The sequence below is a fragment of the Streptomyces sp. NPDC058086 genome, assembly GCF_042885015.1.
GTDB lineage: Bacteria > Actinomycetota > Actinomycetes > Streptomycetales > Streptomycetaceae > Streptomyces.
The window spans coordinates 25,211-43,742 of the sequence record NZ_JBHVST010000038.1 but is presented as its reverse complement, the minus strand read 5'-3'; the positions used below and the strand labels follow the sequence as shown (position 1 = coordinate 43,742).

13 protein-coding genes are annotated in these 18,532 nt (G+C 70.0%); 10 read left to right on the top strand and 3 right to left on the bottom strand.

Going from position 1 to position 18,532, the window contains the following annotated elements; translation table 11 throughout:
- The first annotated feature begins 159 nt into the window (after positions 1-159).
- The 3 genes from ACFVWD_RS27515 (at position 160) to ACFVWD_RS27505 (ending at position 4,359) form a co-directional block, all read left to right on the top strand.
- Positions 160-2,370 (top strand): MMPL family transporter, encoded by a 2,211-nt coding sequence (locus ACFVWD_RS27515; RefSeq protein WP_389599847.1) that lies wholly within the window; start codon positions 160-162, stop codon positions 2,368-2,370.
- Between the two features lie 109 nt (positions 2,371-2,479).
- Entirely contained in the window at positions 2,480-3,700 is a 1,221-nt protein-coding gene (locus tag ACFVWD_RS27510; protein ID WP_389599846.1) for a sensor histidine kinase, read from the top strand.
- Positions 3,701-3,924: 224 nt separating this feature from the next.
- Complete coding sequence (locus ACFVWD_RS27505) at positions 3,925-4,359, top strand: hypothetical protein (RefSeq protein WP_389599845.1); 435 nt, start codon at positions 3,925-3,927, stop codon at positions 4,357-4,359.
- A 10-nt stretch (positions 4,360-4,369) separates the two neighbouring features.
- On the opposite strand, the gene ACFVWD_RS27500 is transcribed toward ACFVWD_RS27505, so the two are convergent.
- The 3 genes from ACFVWD_RS27500 to ACFVWD_RS27490 all read right to left on the bottom strand — a co-directional run bounded on the left by ACFVWD_RS27500 (position 4,370) and on the right by ACFVWD_RS27490 (position 6,955).
- A complete protein-coding gene (locus ACFVWD_RS27500; RefSeq protein WP_389599844.1) occupies positions 4,370-5,836 on the bottom strand; it encodes a WGR domain-containing protein in 1,467 nt (488 codons plus the stop codon).
- 159 nt (positions 5,837-5,995) lie between these two features.
- Positions 5,996-6,181, bottom strand: a complete 186-nt coding sequence (locus ACFVWD_RS27495) for an SLC13 family permease (protein ID WP_389599897.1) — start codon at positions 6,179-6,181, stop codon at positions 5,996-5,998.
- A gap of 36 nt (positions 6,182-6,217) precedes the next feature.
- Entirely contained in the window at positions 6,218-6,955 is a 738-nt protein-coding gene (locus tag ACFVWD_RS27490) for a flavodoxin family protein (protein WP_389599842.1), read from the bottom strand.
- Positions 6,956-7,118: 163 nt separating this feature from the next.
- Here ACFVWD_RS27490 and ACFVWD_RS27485 point away from each other — a divergent pair, with 163 nt between their 5' ends.
- From ACFVWD_RS27485 to asnB, 7 genes are all read left to right on the top strand, one after another.
- Entirely contained in the window at positions 7,119-8,810 is a 1,692-nt protein-coding gene (locus tag ACFVWD_RS27485; RefSeq protein ID WP_389599840.1) for an acetolactate synthase large subunit, read from the top strand.
- A gap of 763 nt (positions 8,811-9,573) precedes the next feature.
- Positions 9,574-11,052 (top strand): sugar transferase, encoded by a 1,479-nt coding sequence (locus ACFVWD_RS27480; RefSeq protein ID WP_389599838.1) that lies wholly within the window; start codon positions 9,574-9,576, stop codon positions 11,050-11,052.
- Positions 11,053-11,125: 73 nt separating this feature from the next.
- Entirely contained in the window at positions 11,126-12,442 is a 1,317-nt protein-coding gene (locus tag ACFVWD_RS27475; RefSeq protein ID WP_389599836.1) for a nucleotide sugar dehydrogenase, read from the top strand.
- Entirely contained in the window at positions 12,432-13,700 is a 1,269-nt protein-coding gene (locus ACFVWD_RS27470; RefSeq protein ID WP_389599834.1) for a glycosyltransferase family 4 protein, read from the top strand. Before ACFVWD_RS27475 ends, ACFVWD_RS27470 begins: the two co-directional genes overlap by 11 nt.
- The gene (locus ACFVWD_RS27465; RefSeq protein WP_389599833.1) at positions 13,697-15,067 is read left to right on the top strand and encodes a Wzz/FepE/Etk N-terminal domain-containing protein; all 1,371 of its coding nucleotides are present in this window, start codon (positions 13,697-13,699) and stop codon (positions 15,065-15,067) included. The genes ACFVWD_RS27470 and ACFVWD_RS27465 overlap by 4 nt, the downstream gene beginning before the upstream one ends.
- Positions 15,064-16,584 (top strand): Wzz/FepE/Etk N-terminal domain-containing protein, encoded by a 1,521-nt coding sequence (locus ACFVWD_RS27460; protein WP_389599832.1) that lies wholly within the window; start codon positions 15,064-15,066, stop codon positions 16,582-16,584. Before ACFVWD_RS27465 ends, ACFVWD_RS27460 begins: the two co-directional genes overlap by 4 nt.
- A 3-nt stretch (positions 16,585-16,587) precedes the next feature.
- Positions 16,588-18,522 carry an asparagine synthase (glutamine-hydrolyzing) gene (gene asnB / locus ACFVWD_RS27455; RefSeq protein ID WP_389599830.1) on the top strand — a complete coding sequence of 645 codons (1,935 nt, stop codon included), beginning with the start codon at positions 16,588-16,590 and terminating at the stop codon, positions 18,520-18,522.
- Positions 18,523-18,532 lie beyond the last annotated feature (10 nt).

Below are 18,532 nucleotides of genomic sequence, written 5' to 3'. Positions count from 1 at the left end.
GTTCTCCGCGGCCGGCGGTAGACGTCAGGAGGATGATCCGGAAGCGGCGTACTGCGTTCTCAGTAGTCGGAAATGTCGGCACGTGCACGACGACGGGAGGGGTCTGCCACGGGGAACCTGATGGGGTTCCCGAGATCGGACGAGTGGAGACCTCAGCCCGTGGCTACTTTCCTTTATCGACTGGGCCGTACGGCCTTCCGGCGACGTTGGTACGTCGCCTTGATCTGGGTGGCGGTGCTCGGCGCTGTCGGCTTCGGTGCGGCCAAGGCTCCCGCCGCTCCTGATCCGAACAACTCCATGCCGGGGATCGAGTCCCAGAAGGCGTTCGACCTCATGGAGCAGCGCTTCCCCGGGACGACCGCCAACGGCGCGAACGCCCGGATCGTCTTCGTGGCCCCCGACGGCCAGAAGATCACCGCCGCCGAGAACAAGAAGACCATCGACAAGCTCGTCGACCACGCGGCCGACGGCTCGCAGGTCGCGAGCGCGGTCAGCCCCTTCCAGGCCAAGGCGATCAGCAAGGACGCGACGACGGCATACGCCACCGTCACCTACAAGGTGAAGGCCGACGACCTCACCGACGCCAGCAAGAACGCCCTGAAGGACGCGATAGCGCAGGCCAAGAAGTCCGGCCTGACGGTCGAGGTCGGCGGCACCGCGCTGGCGACCACACCCTCGGCGGGCGGAGCGGCCGAGGGGATCGGTATCGCCATCGCCGCACTCGTCCTGATCATCACCTTCGGTTCACTGACCGCCGCCGGGCTGCCGCTGCTCACCGCGATCATCGGTGTGGGCGTCTCGATGGCCGCGATCATGGCCCTGTCCAGCGCGTTCGGCCTCTCCTCCACCACCGGCACGCTCGCCACCATGCTCGGCCTCGCCTGCGGCATCGACTACGCCGTCTTCATCGTCTCCCGCTACCGCGAGGAACGCGCCAAGGGCCACACCCCGCAGGAAGCCGCGGGCCTCGCCACCGGCACCGCAGGATCCGCCGTCGTCTTCGCCGGCCTCACCGTCGTCATCGCCCTCGCCGGCCTCTCCGTCGTCGGCATCCCCATGCTCACCAAAATGGGCCTCGCCGCCGCCGGAGCCGTCGTCGTCGGCGTCTTCATCGCGCTGACACTCGTCCCGGCCCTCCTCGGCTTCTGGCCCAACGCCGTACTCTCCCGCAAGGCCCGCAAGACCGGAGAGATCACGGAGGGCGGAGCGAACAACGGTGGCAGCCGCTGGGCACGCTTCGTCCTGCGCCGCCCCCTCCCGGTGCTCCTGCTGTCGGTCGTGGGCCTGGGAACGCTCGCCGTACCGGTGATGGACCTCCAGCTGGGTACGACCGGAGACGAGGCCAAGCCCACCTCGACGACCGAGCGCCGCGCCTACGACGACCTCGCCAAGGGCTTCGGCCCCGGCTTCAACGGCCCCCTGACCATCGTCGTGGACGCCAAGGGCGCCGCGAACCCCAAGACCGCGGTCACGACCATCGAGAAGAAGATCAAGGCCACCGACGGGGTCGTGTCCGTCTCCCCCGCACGCTTCAACCCCGCGGGTGACACCGCGGTCTTCTCCGCCGTCCCGTCCACCGCGCCCACGGACAAGAAGACCCAGGACCTCGTCAAGACCATCCGGAACGAGCGCCCCGCCACCGAGGCCTCGACCCGCGCCGAGTTCGAGGTCACCGGCACCACCGCCCTGAACATCGACATGGCGGAAAAAACCCAGAAGGCTCTGATCCCCTACCTGATCGTGGTGGTCGGCCTGGCCATCCTGCTCCTGATGGTGGTCTTCCGCTCCATCCTGGTCCCGATCAAGGCCGCCGTCGGCTTCCTCCTCTCGGTGCTCGCCGCCCTCGGCTCCGTCGTCGCGGTCTTCCAGTGGGGCTGGGGCGCCTCGCTCCTCGGCGTCGAGACCACCGGGCCGATCATGAGCCTGATGCCGATCTTCCTGGTGGGCATCGTCTTCGGCCTCGCGATGGACTACGAGGTGTTCCTCGTCGCCCGGATGCGGGAGGCGTACGTCCACGGCGACAGCCCGCGCCAGGCGGTCGAGAGCGGCTTCCGCCACAGCGCCCGCGTCGTGGTCGCCGCCGCACTGATCATGATGGCCGTGTTCTCCGGCTTCGTCGGAGCGAGCGAGTCGATGATCAAGATGATCGGCTTCGGCCTCGCGATCGCCGTCATGTTCGACGCGTTCGTCGTCCGCATGGCCTTCGTACCGGCGGTCCTGGCCCTGCTCGGCAAGGCCGCCTGGTGGATGCCGCGCCGACTGGACCGGATCCTGCCCAAGGTCGACGTGGAGGGCGAGGCGCTCGTCCACCAGTCCGCCGTCGCCCCGGCGCAGAACGATCCGGCCGCACGGGAGTCGGCCCGCGTCTGACCGTCCCACGCGCCGGAGGGCCGCCCGTGCCGAGCACGGGCGGCCCTCCGGGCCGTGCACCGACGACGTCACCCACCAGGGCCGCCACACCCGACAGGAAACCCTCCCGATGATCACCAACTGGCAGCGGTTCGCCAAGGACCGTCCCCGCGCCGTCAACGCGATGGTCATCCTGGCGGTCTTCGCGCTCTCCGTGGTGGGCAGCGAATGGAGCAGTTCGAAGCCCTCCGGCGATCGGATCGAGTGGTGGCCGGCCGTCCTCCTGGAGGGCGTCGCCTGCGCCGCCCTGTGGTGGCGTCGCAGTCACCCCCGTACGGTCGTCGCGGTGACCGCCGCCTGCGTCAACACCGGCACCGTGGCGGGCTATCTGATCACACCGCTGCTATTCGGACCGGTGATGATCGCGCTGTACTGGCTGGCCATCCGTACCAGCCGGGCGACCGCGCGCATCGGCCTCTTCGGTGTCTCGGCGCTGGTGGTGCCCACGGCCGTCCTCGCCGACCACTACGACCACCCGTTGTTCTTCCGCACGGTCGGACCCGTCTTCTGGCTGCTGGTGCCGGTCGCCTGGGGCACCACGGCCCGACTGCGCGGCGCCTACCTCGAAGCCGTCCACGCGCGCGCCGAACACGCCGAGCGCACCCGCGACGAAGAGGCGCGGCACCGGGTGGCCGAGGAGCGCATGCGCATCGCGCGCGACCTCCACGACGTCGTCGCCCACCACCTCGCGCTGGCCAACGCCCTGGCCGGGACCGCCGCGCACCTCGCCCGCAGCCATCCCGACCAGACGCGGCGGATCCTGGGCGACCTCGCCGACACCACCTCCTCGGCGCTACGCGAACTCAAGGCCACCGTCGGCCTGTTGCGCCAGGCCAACGATCCCGACTCGCCCCTGGAACCGTCCCCCGGACTCGGCCGGCTCTCCGAACTGACCGCCGCGTTCGCCTCCACAGGGCTCGACGTCGTCGTCACCACCGAGGGCGAGGCGCGACCGCTGGCCCCGAGCGTGGACCTGACCGCCTTCCGGATCGTCCAGGAGGCGCTCACCAACGTCACCAAGCACGCCGCCGTGAAGGAGGCGCGCGTACTTCTCTCGTACTCCAAGGACAAGGTGCGGATCACGATCGACGACGACGGCGACAAGGCTCCCCGCGCCGACGGCCCCGGGCAGTGGCTTCGGCGTCATCGGCATGCGCGAACGCGCCAGTTCGGTGGGCGGCCGACTCCAGACGTACCGGCGACCGGAGGGCGGTTTCACCGTCGCCACCGAACTGCCGCTTCACCCATGAGAACCCGGCCCGAGTACCGCAGGCACCCCCACACCCCCTGACGCCCCGCTTAAGTAAGCGATCTACGTAGTTCCACGGACGACTTCAGACCGTGCGCCCGGAAAAATCACGACCTGAGCACCGGGCTGCGCACGCTGCCCACGGACAGGGCGGAGACGGCATGGGCCGCACACAGGAGACGGGCACGAGCTTGACCCTCTGGAGAACGCCGGTCCTTGTCGGCGTGATCGGGCTGTCCGAGGCCCGGCGGAGGCAGTCGTAGAAGATGTCGACCTGGAATGGAATCGGAACCAAATACCTCGGGTACGGCTATCGGAACCGCGACGGCAGTCACCACGCCACCCAGTGGGCGGTCCTGTTCGACATGCCGGTGATACCGCTGCGCCGCCACCGCCTGACCGTCGGCAGCACAGTGTTCAAGGCCACCGGCAACGGCAGCAGATCGGTCACCCAGTACACCGTGCACGAGGAGACCCCCCTCGAAGGCCGCGAGATAGCCCGCACCTACCTGATCTGGTGGCTCCTGGGCCCACTGGTCGCGGGCGGACCGGCAGCCCTCCTGCTCTGGTCGGTGAGCGACAAGCAGGACGGCGGCTTCGGCTTCTGGGCGTTCGTCCTGGGCACCTCCGCCGCCTGGGTCATCGGCGTACTGGCGGCCATGAGCACCTACAACCGCCGCAGCCGCGGTCTCCCGAAATGACGCCCGCCCCTCACACCAGACGCCTGATCTCTCCACGCACCCGGTAGAAGCCACCCGATGAGGAGTGCAGCGCGTCCACCACATAGCGGGCGCCGGGCTGGCGTATCGCACGCGGGAACTGGACGTTCCAACTCGGCTCGTAGCCCTCGGAGACCACGTGCACGCGCACTCGGCCTCCTTCCTGAGTGCACTCGACGACGACCCCGCTCCCCGGTGCGGGGACGGCGCTGACCGTGGCCACGGAGGCGGCTGTGGTCAGCGGTGCGTACGTCGGCAGGGCGGCCGCCAGTTTGATGTCCGCGGCGACCGGGACGGTGCCCGACTGGGCGGCGTTGATCGCGGCCTCGCTCGCGTCGATGCAGGCGAGCGAGCCGTCCGTGGAGACGATGTACAGCCTTTCGTCGTGGTACTGCATGGACAACGCCGAGCCGCCGCCCGTGCCGAGCTTCCACAGCCGGGTGCCGTCGGCGGTGAAGCAGTAGACGGAGGAGGCGGAGTCGCCCGCGAAGACGTACCGCCCGCCGGGGGACGTGGCACACGAGTACACCGCGGCGTCGCACGCGTAGGAGGCCTCGATCCGCCCGTCGGACTTGGCGAGCCGCTGGACGACCCGCCGTCCCGTCCCGGCGTAGACCGCGTTCTCCTCCTGCCATCCGAAGAGCACATTGCCGTTGGTCGCGGTGTGCCAGAGCTGGCTGGTGCCGTCCGCCGCGTAGGCCGTCACACCGCGACTGTGCCCGTGGTACACGGCGTGGTCGTCGGCCCGCACCATCCACGCGTTGTCCCCGGACGAGTTGCGCGACCACTGGAGCTCGTCCTCGTGGTCGATGACCGTCAGACCGCCGTTGCGGTCGGAGACGTTCAGCACGCCCGCGTGAATGTCCAGCCAGAAGATGTCCACCTCGGCCGCTATCTCGTAGGCCGCGAACGGCACCTTCGAGGAGAGGTCGTACACCCGGCCGTCGTCACAGCCCGCGTAGATCCAGAAGTCGTCCGCCACCAGGCACTTCACACCGTCCGGCAGGGAGTAGTGAGCCAACACCTCACCGTCGTGGCTCAGGTTGTAGACGCTGCCGTGCTGGTTGCCGACCCAGCAGCGGTCCTCGTCGACATGGATGCCGAACGCCGAGGCGCCCGTACGGAACCGCCACAGCACCGGGGCCGTCGCCCGCGCCGTGGACGGGGCCGACGTCACCTGACGGCGCGTCACGGACCGGGCCGCGCGCTGCCCTTGAACGGCGGGCGCGTACCCCTTTCGCACCTTCTCCGCTATCTTCTTCGCCGCCGCCGCGTTCGCCTTCTCCACGGTCGGGAACGCGGAGGTCTGACGCTGCCCGTCCACACCGATCCGTCCGTACCGCACGGAGACGGTGGTCCCCTCGACCGTCACCTCGTAGAACTTGTGGGCACCGCCGCTTTCCTGGGACAGCTCCAGATACGTCGTGTTCCCCGACTGTCGTGCCTGCGCAGCGGACACAGCACACCCCTCCCCAAAGGCCCGATCGGCCGGTTCGGCCGTCTTCCAGTGACTCCAAACTAGTGGTCACCACTGACAACGCCGGGGTGGGACCGCGTACAGATCGAATGAGGCAGCGCTGACCCGACGAACGCGACCGTACGCCGCGGCGGCCACGGGTCAGCCGAGGGCGAGGGCCCACCACATGACGTGGCCGTCGCCGCCCATGTTGTGGACCAGGTCGCTGGTGATGGGCGCCATGGTGGCGACGTACGGGATGTCGTCGACGACGCCGGACAGCACCGCCGAGGCGCCCAAGAGGGTCAGGAAGCCGCCGAGTTCGTTCGTGCCCATGGCATCGGCCAGCGCCCTGAAAAGACTCTGACGCAGTACGTCGTGTTCCTACCGGTGCTCGGGGTTCTCGTAGTCGCGGCGGCAGCCGGCGTCCCACGCGGTGCGCTGGTTGCCGTATGCGGGAATGCCACCGAGGTCCTTCAACGCCCGGGCCAGGTGCAGCAGATTCCAGGTCATGAAGGTGGTGTTGCGGTTGGTGAAGTCGTTTTCCGGGCCGCCCGAGCCGGGGTCGAGATACGAGGGGCCGGGACCCGCCTCGCCGATCCATCCGGCGTCCGCCTGGGGAGGGATGGTGTAGCCCAGGTGCTGCAGGCTGTAGAGGACGTTCATGGCGCAGTGCTTGACGCCGTCCTCGTTGCCGGTGATCAGACAGCCGCCGACGCGGCCGTAATAGGCGTACTGTCCGGCCTCGTTGAGCAGGCTGGAGCAGGCGTAAAGGCGTTCGATCACCTGCTTCATCACGGAACTGTTGTCGCCCAGCCAGATGGGGCCGGCCAGCACGAGGATGTCGGCCGCCATGACCTGCCGGTAGAGGTCCGGCCAGGCGTCCGCCTCCCAGCCGTGCTCCGTCATGTCGGGCCACACACCGGTGGCGATGTCGTGGTCCACCGCCCGGACGACATCGACGTGCACTCCCTGCGCGTCCATGACGCCGATGCTGCGGTCGATCAGTCCCTGAGTGTTGCTCGTCTCCGGCGAGCGTTTGAGAGTGCAGTTGATCACCAGAGCACGCAGGTCGTCGTACCGGGCCGGCGGTGCGTCCGTGGCGGGCGACGAAGCGGTCACACTGTCCTCCCAGAGCCCTGCCTCCGCACGGCGCGCGGCGGCGCGTCCACAACTGGATCCAGCGTGCGGGCCGACCGCGGCAGGCGCCACCGCACTGCCCCCGAATGGCCCCGTCGGCGGCTGATGAGTGGCCGGGGCAGGCGGGCGTGCCTACGTTCGTCTCATGGGCACCGAAGGCGCGACCGGGTCGCGGAACACGGCAGCAGTGGAGGACGTCGCGCACCTGTTGGTGCGTTGCCTGCGGGCCGAGGGCGTGGAGTACGTCTTCGGGATTCCCGGCGAGGAGAACATCCGCTTCGTCGACGCCCTGAACGGCTCCGGGATCCGGTACGTCCTGGTGCGCCACGAGCAGGCCGCCTCGTTCATGGCGGAGATCTACGGGCGGCTGACCGGCCGGGCCGGGGTGTGCTCGGCCACGCTGGGGCCCGGCGCGATCAATCTGCTGCTCGGCACCGCCGACGCCATGACCAACAGCGCGCCGATGGTGGCCCTGGCCGCGCAGGGGTCGCTGCGCCGTACCCACAAGGAGTCGCACCAGGTCATCGACCTGGTGTCGATGTTCGCTCCCGTCACCCAGTGGGCGGCCCAGATCGAGTGTCCGGACGCGGTGCCGGAGATGACACGCAAGGCGTTCAAGACCGCGCAGAGCGAGCGCCCCGGCGCCGTGTTCCTGGCCGTGCCGGAGGACATCGAAGCAGAGCGTCCGGCCGAGCCGCTGGCACCCTTGCAGATCGACGCGGTGCGCGCCGACGCGCCGTCCTCCTCCCAGATCGCGCGGGCGGTCGAGGTGCTGACCACTGCACGGCACCCCGTCGTGCTGGCGGGCCACGGTGCCGCCAGAGCCGGGGCCTCGGCCGCCCTGGTGCGGTTCGCCGAGCGGCTGAACATCCCGGTCGCGACCACGTTCCACGGCAAGGGCGTCTTCCCCGACGATCACCCGAACGCTCTCGGCGCGATCGGCTTCATGCGCCACGACTACGGCAACTTCGGCTTCGACGCGGCCGACGTACTGATCTGCGTGGGCTACGAGATCCAGGAGTTCGACCCGGTCAAGATCAACCCGAACGGCGACAAGCGGATCCTTCACGTGCACCACTTCCCCGCCGAGGTGGACGCCCACTACCCGGTGGCAGTGGGCGTCAAAGGGGACCCCTCACAGGCGCTGAACGCACTGGCGGCAGCGCTGCCCGACGGGCTCACCTACGACTCGGGATGCAGCGAGAAGATCCGTACGCTGCTCGACGAAGAACTCCGGTACGGACGCGACAGTGACGCGTTCCCCCTGGTGCCGCAGCGCGTGGTCACCGATGTCCGCACCGCGCTCGACCGCCACGACATCGTGCTCGCCGACACCGGCGCCGGAAAGATGTGGATGGCCCGCCTCTACCCCGCCTACGAACCGGACACCTGTCTGGTCTCCAACGGCCTGTCCACCATGGGGTTCTCACTGCCGGGCGCGATCGCCGCCAAGCTCGCCCGGCCGGACCGACGAGTTCTGGCGATGATGGGCGACGGCTCGTTCCTGATGAACTCGCAGGAACTGGAGACCGCCGTCCGCGAACGCGTCCCGCTGGTCGTCCTCGTCCTGGTGGACGAGGAATACGGCCTGATCACCTGGAAGATGGAACTCGAACTCGGCCGCCACAGCCACACCCGGTTCACCAACCCGAACCTGGTCGCCTACGCCGAAAGCTTCGGCGCACGCGGCTACGCGATCGAGTCCGCCGACCAACTGCTGCCCGTGCTGCGCCGCGCCCTCGACGACGACACGGTCTCCGTGATCGCCTGCCCGGTCGACTACTCCGAGAATCTGCGTCTGACCGACAGACTGGGCGCTCTCCAGGGCCCGTTCTGACCGCACGCCCCGACCGAGTGCGACGCGTCGCGGTGGACATGCCGCCGCACACCGACACGGTCACGTCGTGCGCCTCGTTGTCCGGGTCGATCGCCCCACCCACCTCGGGCACGCACAGCGGCACGCCGTAGTGCAGGAACAGCGGGAAGTTGTTGCCGAACCGGGCGCCGTAGAGGGCCCGTCGCAGCTCGCTGATCACTACCACGCAGAAGCCCCGCCCAGGGGCCGGGCGAGCTGCTGGAGCGCGCGGTGGCGTGAAGGCACCCGTAGGCGGTCATCAATCGGTGAATCCAGCCACACAACTCAAGCACAAATTACATACATCCCTCTCTTCATACTGGCCCCGATGGTCTAGATTGACCATGCTTCAGCTGTTCGGACACGAGGCGACCGCTAATGATCTATAGGTCCAGTGCTGCGGGAAGCAGGCATTCGCGTCCCCGGCACCAGACGTGGGGGTGATCAGTTCTTGGAGCCCGGGAGGGGGCCTTGGGTGCGGGGAGCACCTGAGGTTTCGACGGTTCCCGCGCACCTTGAGAGTCCGGCCGGACATTCGAGTCCGCTGCCGCATGGGTGGGTTGTTCGAATTGCAATGAAATAGCCGGGATGTCATGCGCGGGAGGCGGGGCCTCCTGGGAGGAGGAGCAGCGCGGCTCGGGAGGCGGGACCTCCTGGGGGGAGGAACAGTGCGGCGCGGGAGGCGGGGGCCTCCCGGAACAGTGTTAGGCGAACACGTCGAACCACTGGGAACCTGGGGGGTTCTGTGCGGCAAGGGGGACTAGTCGGCCCGTTTCCGTCGGCGCGCGGGCGTCTGGCGAACGGCGCAATCAGCCAGCCCGCGATCGAATGGGAGCAGCGGTATCGCCGTGCCGTGATCACCAGCGATACCGTGTCCACCGCCTTCGTGGTGGCGGCGATCGGCAACTTCTTCGGGGCCCGGGACGCGGCCAACTGGCACGAGAAGTGGGGAATTCTCGCATTCGGCACCGAGCTGCTGGTGCTGGGCGCCCTTGCCGTGAGCCGGTCATGGGCTCCGGCCGTGCTCGGCCAGGGCGCCGAGGAATTCCGTCGGCTCGGACGCTCACTCTTCACGGCGACCGTCGTACTGGCGCTCGGCGGGATCGCCCTGACCTCGCGCAACATCAAGCTCTGGATCTTCGTCGCGATCCCCGCGATCGCGCTCGTCACCATGACCGCGCGGTATCTGCTCCGCCTCTGGCTGCACAAACAGCGGAAGGAAGGGCGGTGCCTGAGACCGGTGCTCGCTGCCGGGAGCCCGGACACCGTGCGCGACCTGATCACCCGGACCCGCAAGTTCCCGCACCTCGGCTGGCGGGTGGACGCGGTGTGCACGACGGACGGTCTCGGGAACGACGGTGACCAACTGGACGGAGTGCGGGTCGTCGGCCAACTGGAGGACGTCGCCAAGCACGTCCGCCACGACGGCTACCGTGTCGTCGCGGTCACACCGGACCCGCACTGGTCACCGGACCGGCTGCAGCGGCTGGCGTGGAACCTCGAAGGCAGCGACGCCGAGATGGTCGTGGCCCCCGTGTTGATGGAGGTGGCCGGCCCGCGGCTGCACATCGACGCGGTGCTCGGGATCCCGCTGCTGCGGGTCAGCATGCCGACCTTCACCGGGGGCCGCCGGGCGATCAAAGGGGTCGTCGACCGGATGGGCGCAGCGATCCTGCTGATGCTGTTCGCGCCGCTGATGGTGTTCGTCGGGCTGCTCGTGCTGGTGGACAGCCGGGGTGGGGCGTTCTACCGCCAGCGCAGGGTCGGCAAGGACGGCCGCGAGTTCACCATTCTCAAGTTCCGCACCATGGTCGCCGGGGCCGACCGGGCACGTGCCGAGTTGGCCGACCGCAACGAGGGTGCGGGGCTGCTGTTCAAGATGCGCCGGGATCCGCGGGTGACCCGGGTGGGAACAGTGCTGCGCCGGTACTCGATCGACGAACTCCCGCAGCTCTTCAACGTACTCACCGGATCGATGTCGCTCGTCGGTCCGCGCCCTCCGCTGCCGGAGGAGTCCGCCGCGTACGGCCCGGACATCCGGCGGCGGCTGCTGGTCAAGCCCGGCCTCACCGGCCTGTGGCAGATCAGCGGACGCAGCGACCTGCCGTGGGAGGAGGCCGTCCGCCTCGACCTGCGGTACGTGGAGGACTGGTCGCTCGCCCTGGACGCGGTGATCTTGTGGAAGACGCTGCGTGCGGTGCTCTACGGCCAGGGGGCCTACTGATGTGCGGGGGACGTCGTCCGGACGGCGGGCAGACCGCAGGCCACAAGGGCCTGACTGGGGGGAGGAACGGGTCATGAGAATCAGCGTTTTCGGGCTCGGCTACGTGGGCTGCGTGTCGGCCGCATGCCTGGCCAGCATGGGTCACGAGGTCATCGGGGTGGACGTCAACCAGGTGAAGGTCGACCTGGTCAACGACGGTAAGGCCCCGGTGGTCGAGGAGCGGATCGGCGAGCTCACCGCCGAGGTCGTGCGGACCGGGGCGTTGCGCGCCACCACCGACGTCCGCGAGGCGATCATGGACAGCGATATCTCGCTGATCTGCGTGGGCACGCCGTCGGAGCCCAACGGCAGCCTGTGCACCACGTACTTGGAGCGCGTCACCGAGGAGATCGGCGCCGCGCTGGCCGAGCGGGGCGGGCGGCACACCGTCGTGTTCCGCAGCACCATGCTGCCGGGCACCTGTCTGGACCTGCTGGTGCCGATCCTGGAGAAGAACGTCGGCGGCACGGCCGGGGTGGACGTCGGGGTCGCGGTCAACCCGGAGTTCCTGCGCGAGGGCACGAGCGTGCGGGACTTCTTCGACCCGCCCAAGACCGTCATCGGCGAGCTCGACCCGGCGAGTGGCGACGCGGTGGCGGCGCTGTACGAGGGCCTGCCCGGCGAGGTGTTCCGGGTGCCGGTACCGACGGCCGAGGCCATCAAGTACGCGGACAACGCCTTCCACGGCCTCAAGATCGGCTTCGCGAACGAGCTGGGCGCGGTGTGCCAGGCGCTCGGGGTGGACTCGCACCAAGTGATGGACGTCTTCCTGGCCGACCGCAAGCTGAACATCAGCCCCGCCTATCTGCGGCCCGGCTTCGCCTTCGGCGGCTCCTGCCTGCCCAAGGACCTGCGCAGCCTGGTCCACGCGGCGCAGCGGGCCGACGTCTCGGTGCCCATCCTCTCCCACGTGCTGCCCTCCAACTCCGACCATCTGCAGCGTGCGGTGGACCTGGTCGAGCGCACCGGAGAGCGGCGGGTGGGCCTGTTCGGCCTTTCCTTCAAACCCGGCACCGACGACCTCCGCGAGAGCCCGCTCGTCGAACTGGCGGAGAGGCTCTTCGGCAAGGGGTACGACCTCAAGATCTACGACGCCAACGTGAGCCTCTCCCGGCTGATCGGCGCGAACCGCGAGTACATCGAGACCCGGCTGCCGCACCTCGCGCAGCTGCTCGCGGATTCCGTCGACGAGGTGCTCGACCACGCCGAGGTCTGCCTGGTCGGGACCAAAGATCCGGCCGTCCTTTCGGCGCTGCCGCACGGCGGCAGCCCGGTGATCGTCGACCTCATCCGCCTTCCCGACGCCGAGACGCGCCGGGCCGAACCGGGGTACATGGGCCTTGCTTGGTAACGCAATCGGCGGGGCCGGCTCGGGCCGTCGCGCGCTGATCCTGGTGGAGAACCTGTCGGTGCCGTTCGACCGGCGGGTGTGGCAGGAGTGCACGACGCTGCGCGACGCGGGCTGGGAGGTGCACGTCATCTGCCCCCGTGGGGAGAAGCGGGACACGGAACCGGAGGCGTTGATCGACGGGGTGCGCATCCACCGCTATCCGTTGCGCGCCGCCACCGGAGGACCGGCCGGCTACCTGCGGGAGTACGGAACGGCGCTGTGGCACACGGCCCGGCTGGCCCGCAAGGTCGGCCCGGTCCACGTCGTCCACGCCTGCAACCCGCCCGACCTGCTGTTCCTGTCGGCCCGGTGGCTGCAGCGGCGCGGCGCACGGTTCGTCTTCGACCAGCACGACCTGGTACCCGAGCTGTACCTGTCCCGGTTCGACCGCGGCAAGGACCTGCTCTACCGCGCCGTGTGCGCGCTGGAACGGCGGACCTACCGGGCCGCGGACATCGTGCTGGCCACGAACGAGAGCTACCGGGACGTCGCGGTGAGCCGTGGCGGCCGGCGCCCCGAGGACGTCTTCGTGGTGCGCAGCGCGCCCCAGATCGAGCGGTTCCAACCGGTACCGCCCGAGCCGGAGTTGAAGCGCGGCAAGCCTCATCTGCTGTGCTACCTCGGCGTCATGGGCCCGCAGGACGGCGTCGACTACGCTCTGCGCGCCCTCGCCAAGCTGCGCGACGAGTTCGGGCGGACCGACTGGCACGCGGTGTTCGTCGGCTCCGGCGACGCCTTCGACGCGATGGTGGAGCTGTCGCGGCAGCTCGGGCTCACGGACCAGGTGCAGTTCACCGGGCGCATTCCGGACGCCGACCTGGTGCGCTACCTGTCCACCGCGGACGTGTGCCTCTCTCCCGACCCGCGCAATCCGCTCAACGACGTGTCGACCATGAACAAGGTCCTGGAGTACATGGCCATGGGCCGACCGATCGTCTCCTTCGACCTGAAGGAGGCGCGCGTCTCCGCCGGTGACGCCGCCATCTACGCGCCGGCCAACGACGAGGCCCAGTTCGCCAAGCTCATCACGGTGTTGCTGGACGATCCGGAGAAGCGGGCCCGGATGGGCAAGATCGGCCAGGAGCGAATCGGCGGGCAGCTTTCCTGGAGCAACTCGCAGGCATCGCTGCTCGCCGCCTACGCCGCCGCGTGCCGGGACCGCAGTGCGGTGTCGGCGAGCGGTCCGGTGCGCACAAGGAAGAAGAGGCAGCGCAGTTGAACGAAGACACCATCCGCCTCGTCACGATCGGGCGGATACTCCGCCGGCGGTGGCGGCTTCTGGCCGTCCTCGCCGTGGTGGGCGCACTATTCGGCTACGGCACCTCGGTGCTGGTGTTCCCGCCGCGATACACCGCGTCGGCGCCGGTACTGCTGCCGGGCATCTGGGAGGAGCGCGAGCTGCTCACCCAGGTGGACATCGCCACCAGTTCGGCAGTGGTCGGCCGCGCGGCCGCCGCTCTCCACTGGACCGGCGTCAGCGACACCGAGCTGCGGGACAACGTGAGCGCCAAGGCCGCCGACGGGAACATCATCACGATCTCCGGTACGGCCGACACCCCGGAGCGCGCGCAGCGGCTCGCCGACCGGGTGGCCCAGCAGTTCGTGCAGTTCGCCGCGCAGGTCGCGGGCAGCGGAACCGACTCCGCGGCGGCCGCGGAGACCGAGGCGCTGCGGAAGAAGGTGGCGGACACCAACCGCCGCATCAGCGACCTGGCCAAGGCCGCCGATCCGGGGCAGACCGTGGAGAGCGTGCAGGCCCGCACCGCGCTCGAGAACCTGCGCACCTCGCTGGAGGCGGCCGTGAAGAAACTCGACGAGGCCGGCCCGGCGAGCAACAAGGCAGGCATGGTCGTCATGGGGTCGGCCGCACGGCCGACCGGCGAGGCGCCGCCGACGAGGATTCAGCTCATCGTCGGCGGGGCGCTGCTGTTCTTCCTGCTCGCGGTCATCGGCCATCTCGTCGCAGCACGGATGAACCGCCGACTGCGCACCGAACCGGAGATCGCCGCGGCGCTGGGCTCGACGCTCCTCGGCACCGTCGACGTGCCCGGTGAACGGCGCGCGCACCCGCCGGTAGGCGGGGGCCCACGAGCCCGGATCGGCCGACTCCTCGGCACCGACACACCGTGGGACACACCGGCCCCGCAGAAGTCCGGCGACGAGGCCGGCAGACGGCTCCGCTACCGGCGGGTGTGCGCTCGCCTCCGGGAGCAGCTGCCGGCTCCCCGGCGGCTGTTGGTCGTCGTACCGGACGGAGACGAGATCGCCCGCCGGGCCGCCGGACAGCTGGCCGCCGAGGCCAAGGGCGATCCGCAGCTGCGGGTGGTGGAGGTGTCGGTGGACCGGCCGATGGTGCCGGACCACGACACCGAGTCGGGCGCCCTGGTGGTTCTCAGCCCGGGCAGCTGGACCGCGGAGGAGCTCACCGGCATCGCCGAGGCGTGCGCGGACGGCAGCCACGAGGTCGTCGGCGTCGTCGTGGCCGGCACGGTCGAGGCCCAGCTCACGCGCTCTGCCGACCAGCTTCCGGACGACGCCACTCCGACGTTCGCGGTGCCCGGCCACGTGCGGGGAGGTTCAGCGTGACGACCAGCACGACTTCGGAATCGCCGGTCGACGCGCCGCTCCTCGACCTGCAGGCGCTGGTGGTGTCGGTGCGCAGGCGCCGCCGCCTGTGGAGCGCCATGGCACTCCTCGGCCTGCTGGCCGGCGCGGCGGTGGCGGTCCTGATGCCGCCGGCGCCGAGCGCGATGACCAAGGTGCTGGTCGCGCACGCGGAGGACCAGCCGAACGACACCGGAACGCTGATCCGTACCGACGTCGCGGTGCTGCAGACCACACGGGTCGCCGACCTGGCCCTGAAGTCCCTCAAGTCCCCGGAAAAACCGGAGGACTTCATGCGGGACTACCGGGGTACCGGCCTGACCAACAACCTGCTGCAGATCGATGTGACCGGCGACAGCGAAGCGGAAGCGGTGGCCCGGGCCAAGGCGCTGGCCGACGCGTTCGTCACGGACCATGTGACGCGGATGCAGGAAACCGCGAAGGCCGAGGCCAAGGCCCTGCTCGACCAGCGTGACCGCACGCGGGACGAGCTCGCCCAGGTCAACAAGGAGATCGGAGACCGGTCGCCGGACAGCGACCCGACAGCGTCGGCGAGCATCGAGTCGCTCTTCGCCCGCCGGGCCGAACTCAACTCGCGGATCGCCGATTTCGACCAGCGTGCCGCGGACGCGCGTACCGGCACGCCCAGCGTCATCGCCGGCACGCAGATCGTGGACGCCCCGCGCGCGGTGCGGCAGTCCCTGCCCAAGGCCGCAGTCACCGACGCCGCGATCGGGCTCGTCCTCGGCCTCTTCCTCGGGCTCGCGCTTGCCGCGGTCGGCGTCGTGGTGGCGGACCGCCCGGTGCTGCGCCGGGACATCGCGGCGAACCTGGGCGCCTCCGTCATCGCGGAGCTGCCCCGCCGGTCGGGCAGGCCGTGGCAGCGCCGACGGACCCGCAAGGCACGCGAACGGCTCACCGCGTCCCTGGCCCGCACCGTGCGCGGCTCCGCGGAACCGGTGTCGCTGCTGGAACTGGGCTGCGCGCGCAGCACGAGCGTGATCGCTCTGAACGTTGCCAGAGCGCTGTCGGCCGAGGGGCCCGTGGCCGTCATCGACGGTCTGCCCGGCCCGCAGCTCTCCGGCCGCCGCCAGAAACCAGGAGACCCCACCGTGGTCAGCGGCGAGCAGGCCACGGCCGTACCGGATCAGGGGCACCTGATCGGCGTCGGCTCGGTCGCACCCGGCACCGCGTGGACCGACCTCCAGTACCTCGGCACCCAGACCGTGCTCGTCGTGCGTGCCGGGCACGGCAGCGCCGCCTGGCTGCACACCGTGGCCCGGCAGCTCGCGGACCAGGACATTCCGGTGATCGGTGTGGTGCTGATCGACCCCGATCCGCGGGACCGGACCGACGGCACGCTGTGGGACGGGCTGCACATCGCGCTGCGCGGCCAGAACGAGCGGCTGGCCCGGCGGAACGGGACGGGCCGGCGGCGGGCTGAGCGGCTGCCGATGTGGGCGGCACGGGTCCCGGACAGCAACGAGGAGGTGCGGTAGGACATGTGTGGCATCGCAGGCACTTACCGGTGGCCCGACGGGAAGATCGTGACCGACCGACTCACCGACACCCTCGCCCACCGCGGTCCGGACGGGGCGGGCCGGTACAGCCACCCCGTCGGTGACGGCGAAGTGCACCTCGGGCACCGCCGGCTGTCCATCATCGACCTGTCCGAGACCGGCGCCCAGCCGATGGTCAAGGACGGCCTCGTCCTGACGTACAACGGCGAGTTGTACAACGCGCCCGAGCTGCGTGCCGAGCTGGCGGCCGCCGGGGTGCGCTTCCGCGGTACCTCCGACACCGAGGTGCTCCTTGAGGCCTGGCGGCGCTGGGGCACGGACTGTCTGCCCCGGCTGCGCGGCATGTTCGCATTCGGCATCTTCGACGAGCGCACCGGCGAACTGGTGCTGGTCCGCGACCAGTTGGGCATCAAGCCGCTGTTCCTGCTCCGCCGCGGCGAGGGCCTGGTGTTCGCCTCCGAGCTCAAGGCGCTCGCCGCCGCGACCGGCGGGAAGCTGGAGGTGGACCACGCGGCGCTGGTGGCCTCGCTGCTGTACTACTGGGTGCCGGACTCGCGGTGCGCGTTCCGGGAAGCGGAGAAGCTGCCGCCGGGGACCTGGCTGCGGTGCCGACCCGACGGCCGGGTGGAGCGCGGCCGGTTCTGGAACCTGAAGGACGTCGCCACCGAGGGCCGGGAGCGGGCCCGGAGCGGCGAACTGCCGGACCTGGCAGCCGTCGTCGAGCAGTCGACCCGGCAGCACCTGCTCTCCGACGTACCCGTGGCGACCTTCCTGTCCGGCGGGCTCGACTCCAGCTACCTGACCGCGCTGGCGGCCCGCGACCGGCCCGGGATCTCCGCCTACACGATCGGGTTCCGCGCCGAGGACGCCAAGTTCGAGGCGATGCCGGACGACCTGCGCTATGCCCGGCAGGTGGCCGAGCGGTTCGGCGTCGACCTGCACGAGATCGAGATCGCCCCGAATGTACTCGACCTGCTGCCGCAGATGACGTACCACCTGGACGAGCCGATCGGCGACCCCGCCGCGATCAACACCTTCCTGATCTGCTCGGCCGCCCGGGAGGCCGGGGTCAAGGTGATGCTCTCGGGGATGGGCGCCGACGAACTGTTCGCCGGGTACCGCAAGCACCTGGCCAACCTCCTTGCCCTGCGCTACCAGCGCGTCCCGCGGCCGCTGCGCCGAGGGGTGTCCGCGGCCGTGGACCGGCTGCCGGTCGCCACCTCCCGCCGGGGGTTCCGGTCGGTGCGCTTCGCGAAGCGGTTCCTCTCCTTCGCCGATCTGCCGGAGGAGACCGCGTTCCGGCGCAGCTACACCATGTACGACCAGGACGAACTGCTCGCCCTGGTCGATCCGGACCTGGCCGGCACGGTCGACGACGTGCTCACCGAGCATGCGGACATCTACCAGGACAACGACCTCGACGACTTCGTCAACCGCATGTGCCTGGGCGACGCCCGGATGTTCCTGCCGGGCCTGAACCTCGCCTACACGGACCGCTCCAGCATGGCCGCGTCGACCGAGGTGCGGGTGCCGTACGTGGACGTCGAGGTGGTCAAGGCGGCGTTCGCCGTGCCCGGCGATCGCAAGATCGTCGGACGGCAGGGCAAGGCCGTACTCAAGGAGGCGGCCACCTCGATCCTGCCCCGCGAGATCGTGTACCGGCCCAAGGGCCTGTTCAGCGCCCCGCTGCGGGCCTGGATGAGCCGGGATCTGGCACCGCTGGTGCGCGAGGTGGTCAACGACGGTGAGCTCGTCCGCTCCGGGATCCTGCGCCGCGACGCGCTGGCCCGGATGGTCGCCGAGGACGCCGCCGGGCAGCAGGACTTCTCCAAGCATCTGTGGCACGTACTGACGCTCGAGTACTGGTATCGCGACGCGACCTCCGGGTCCGGCCAGAGCACTCGGTTGACGGCTTAGGAATCAGGGG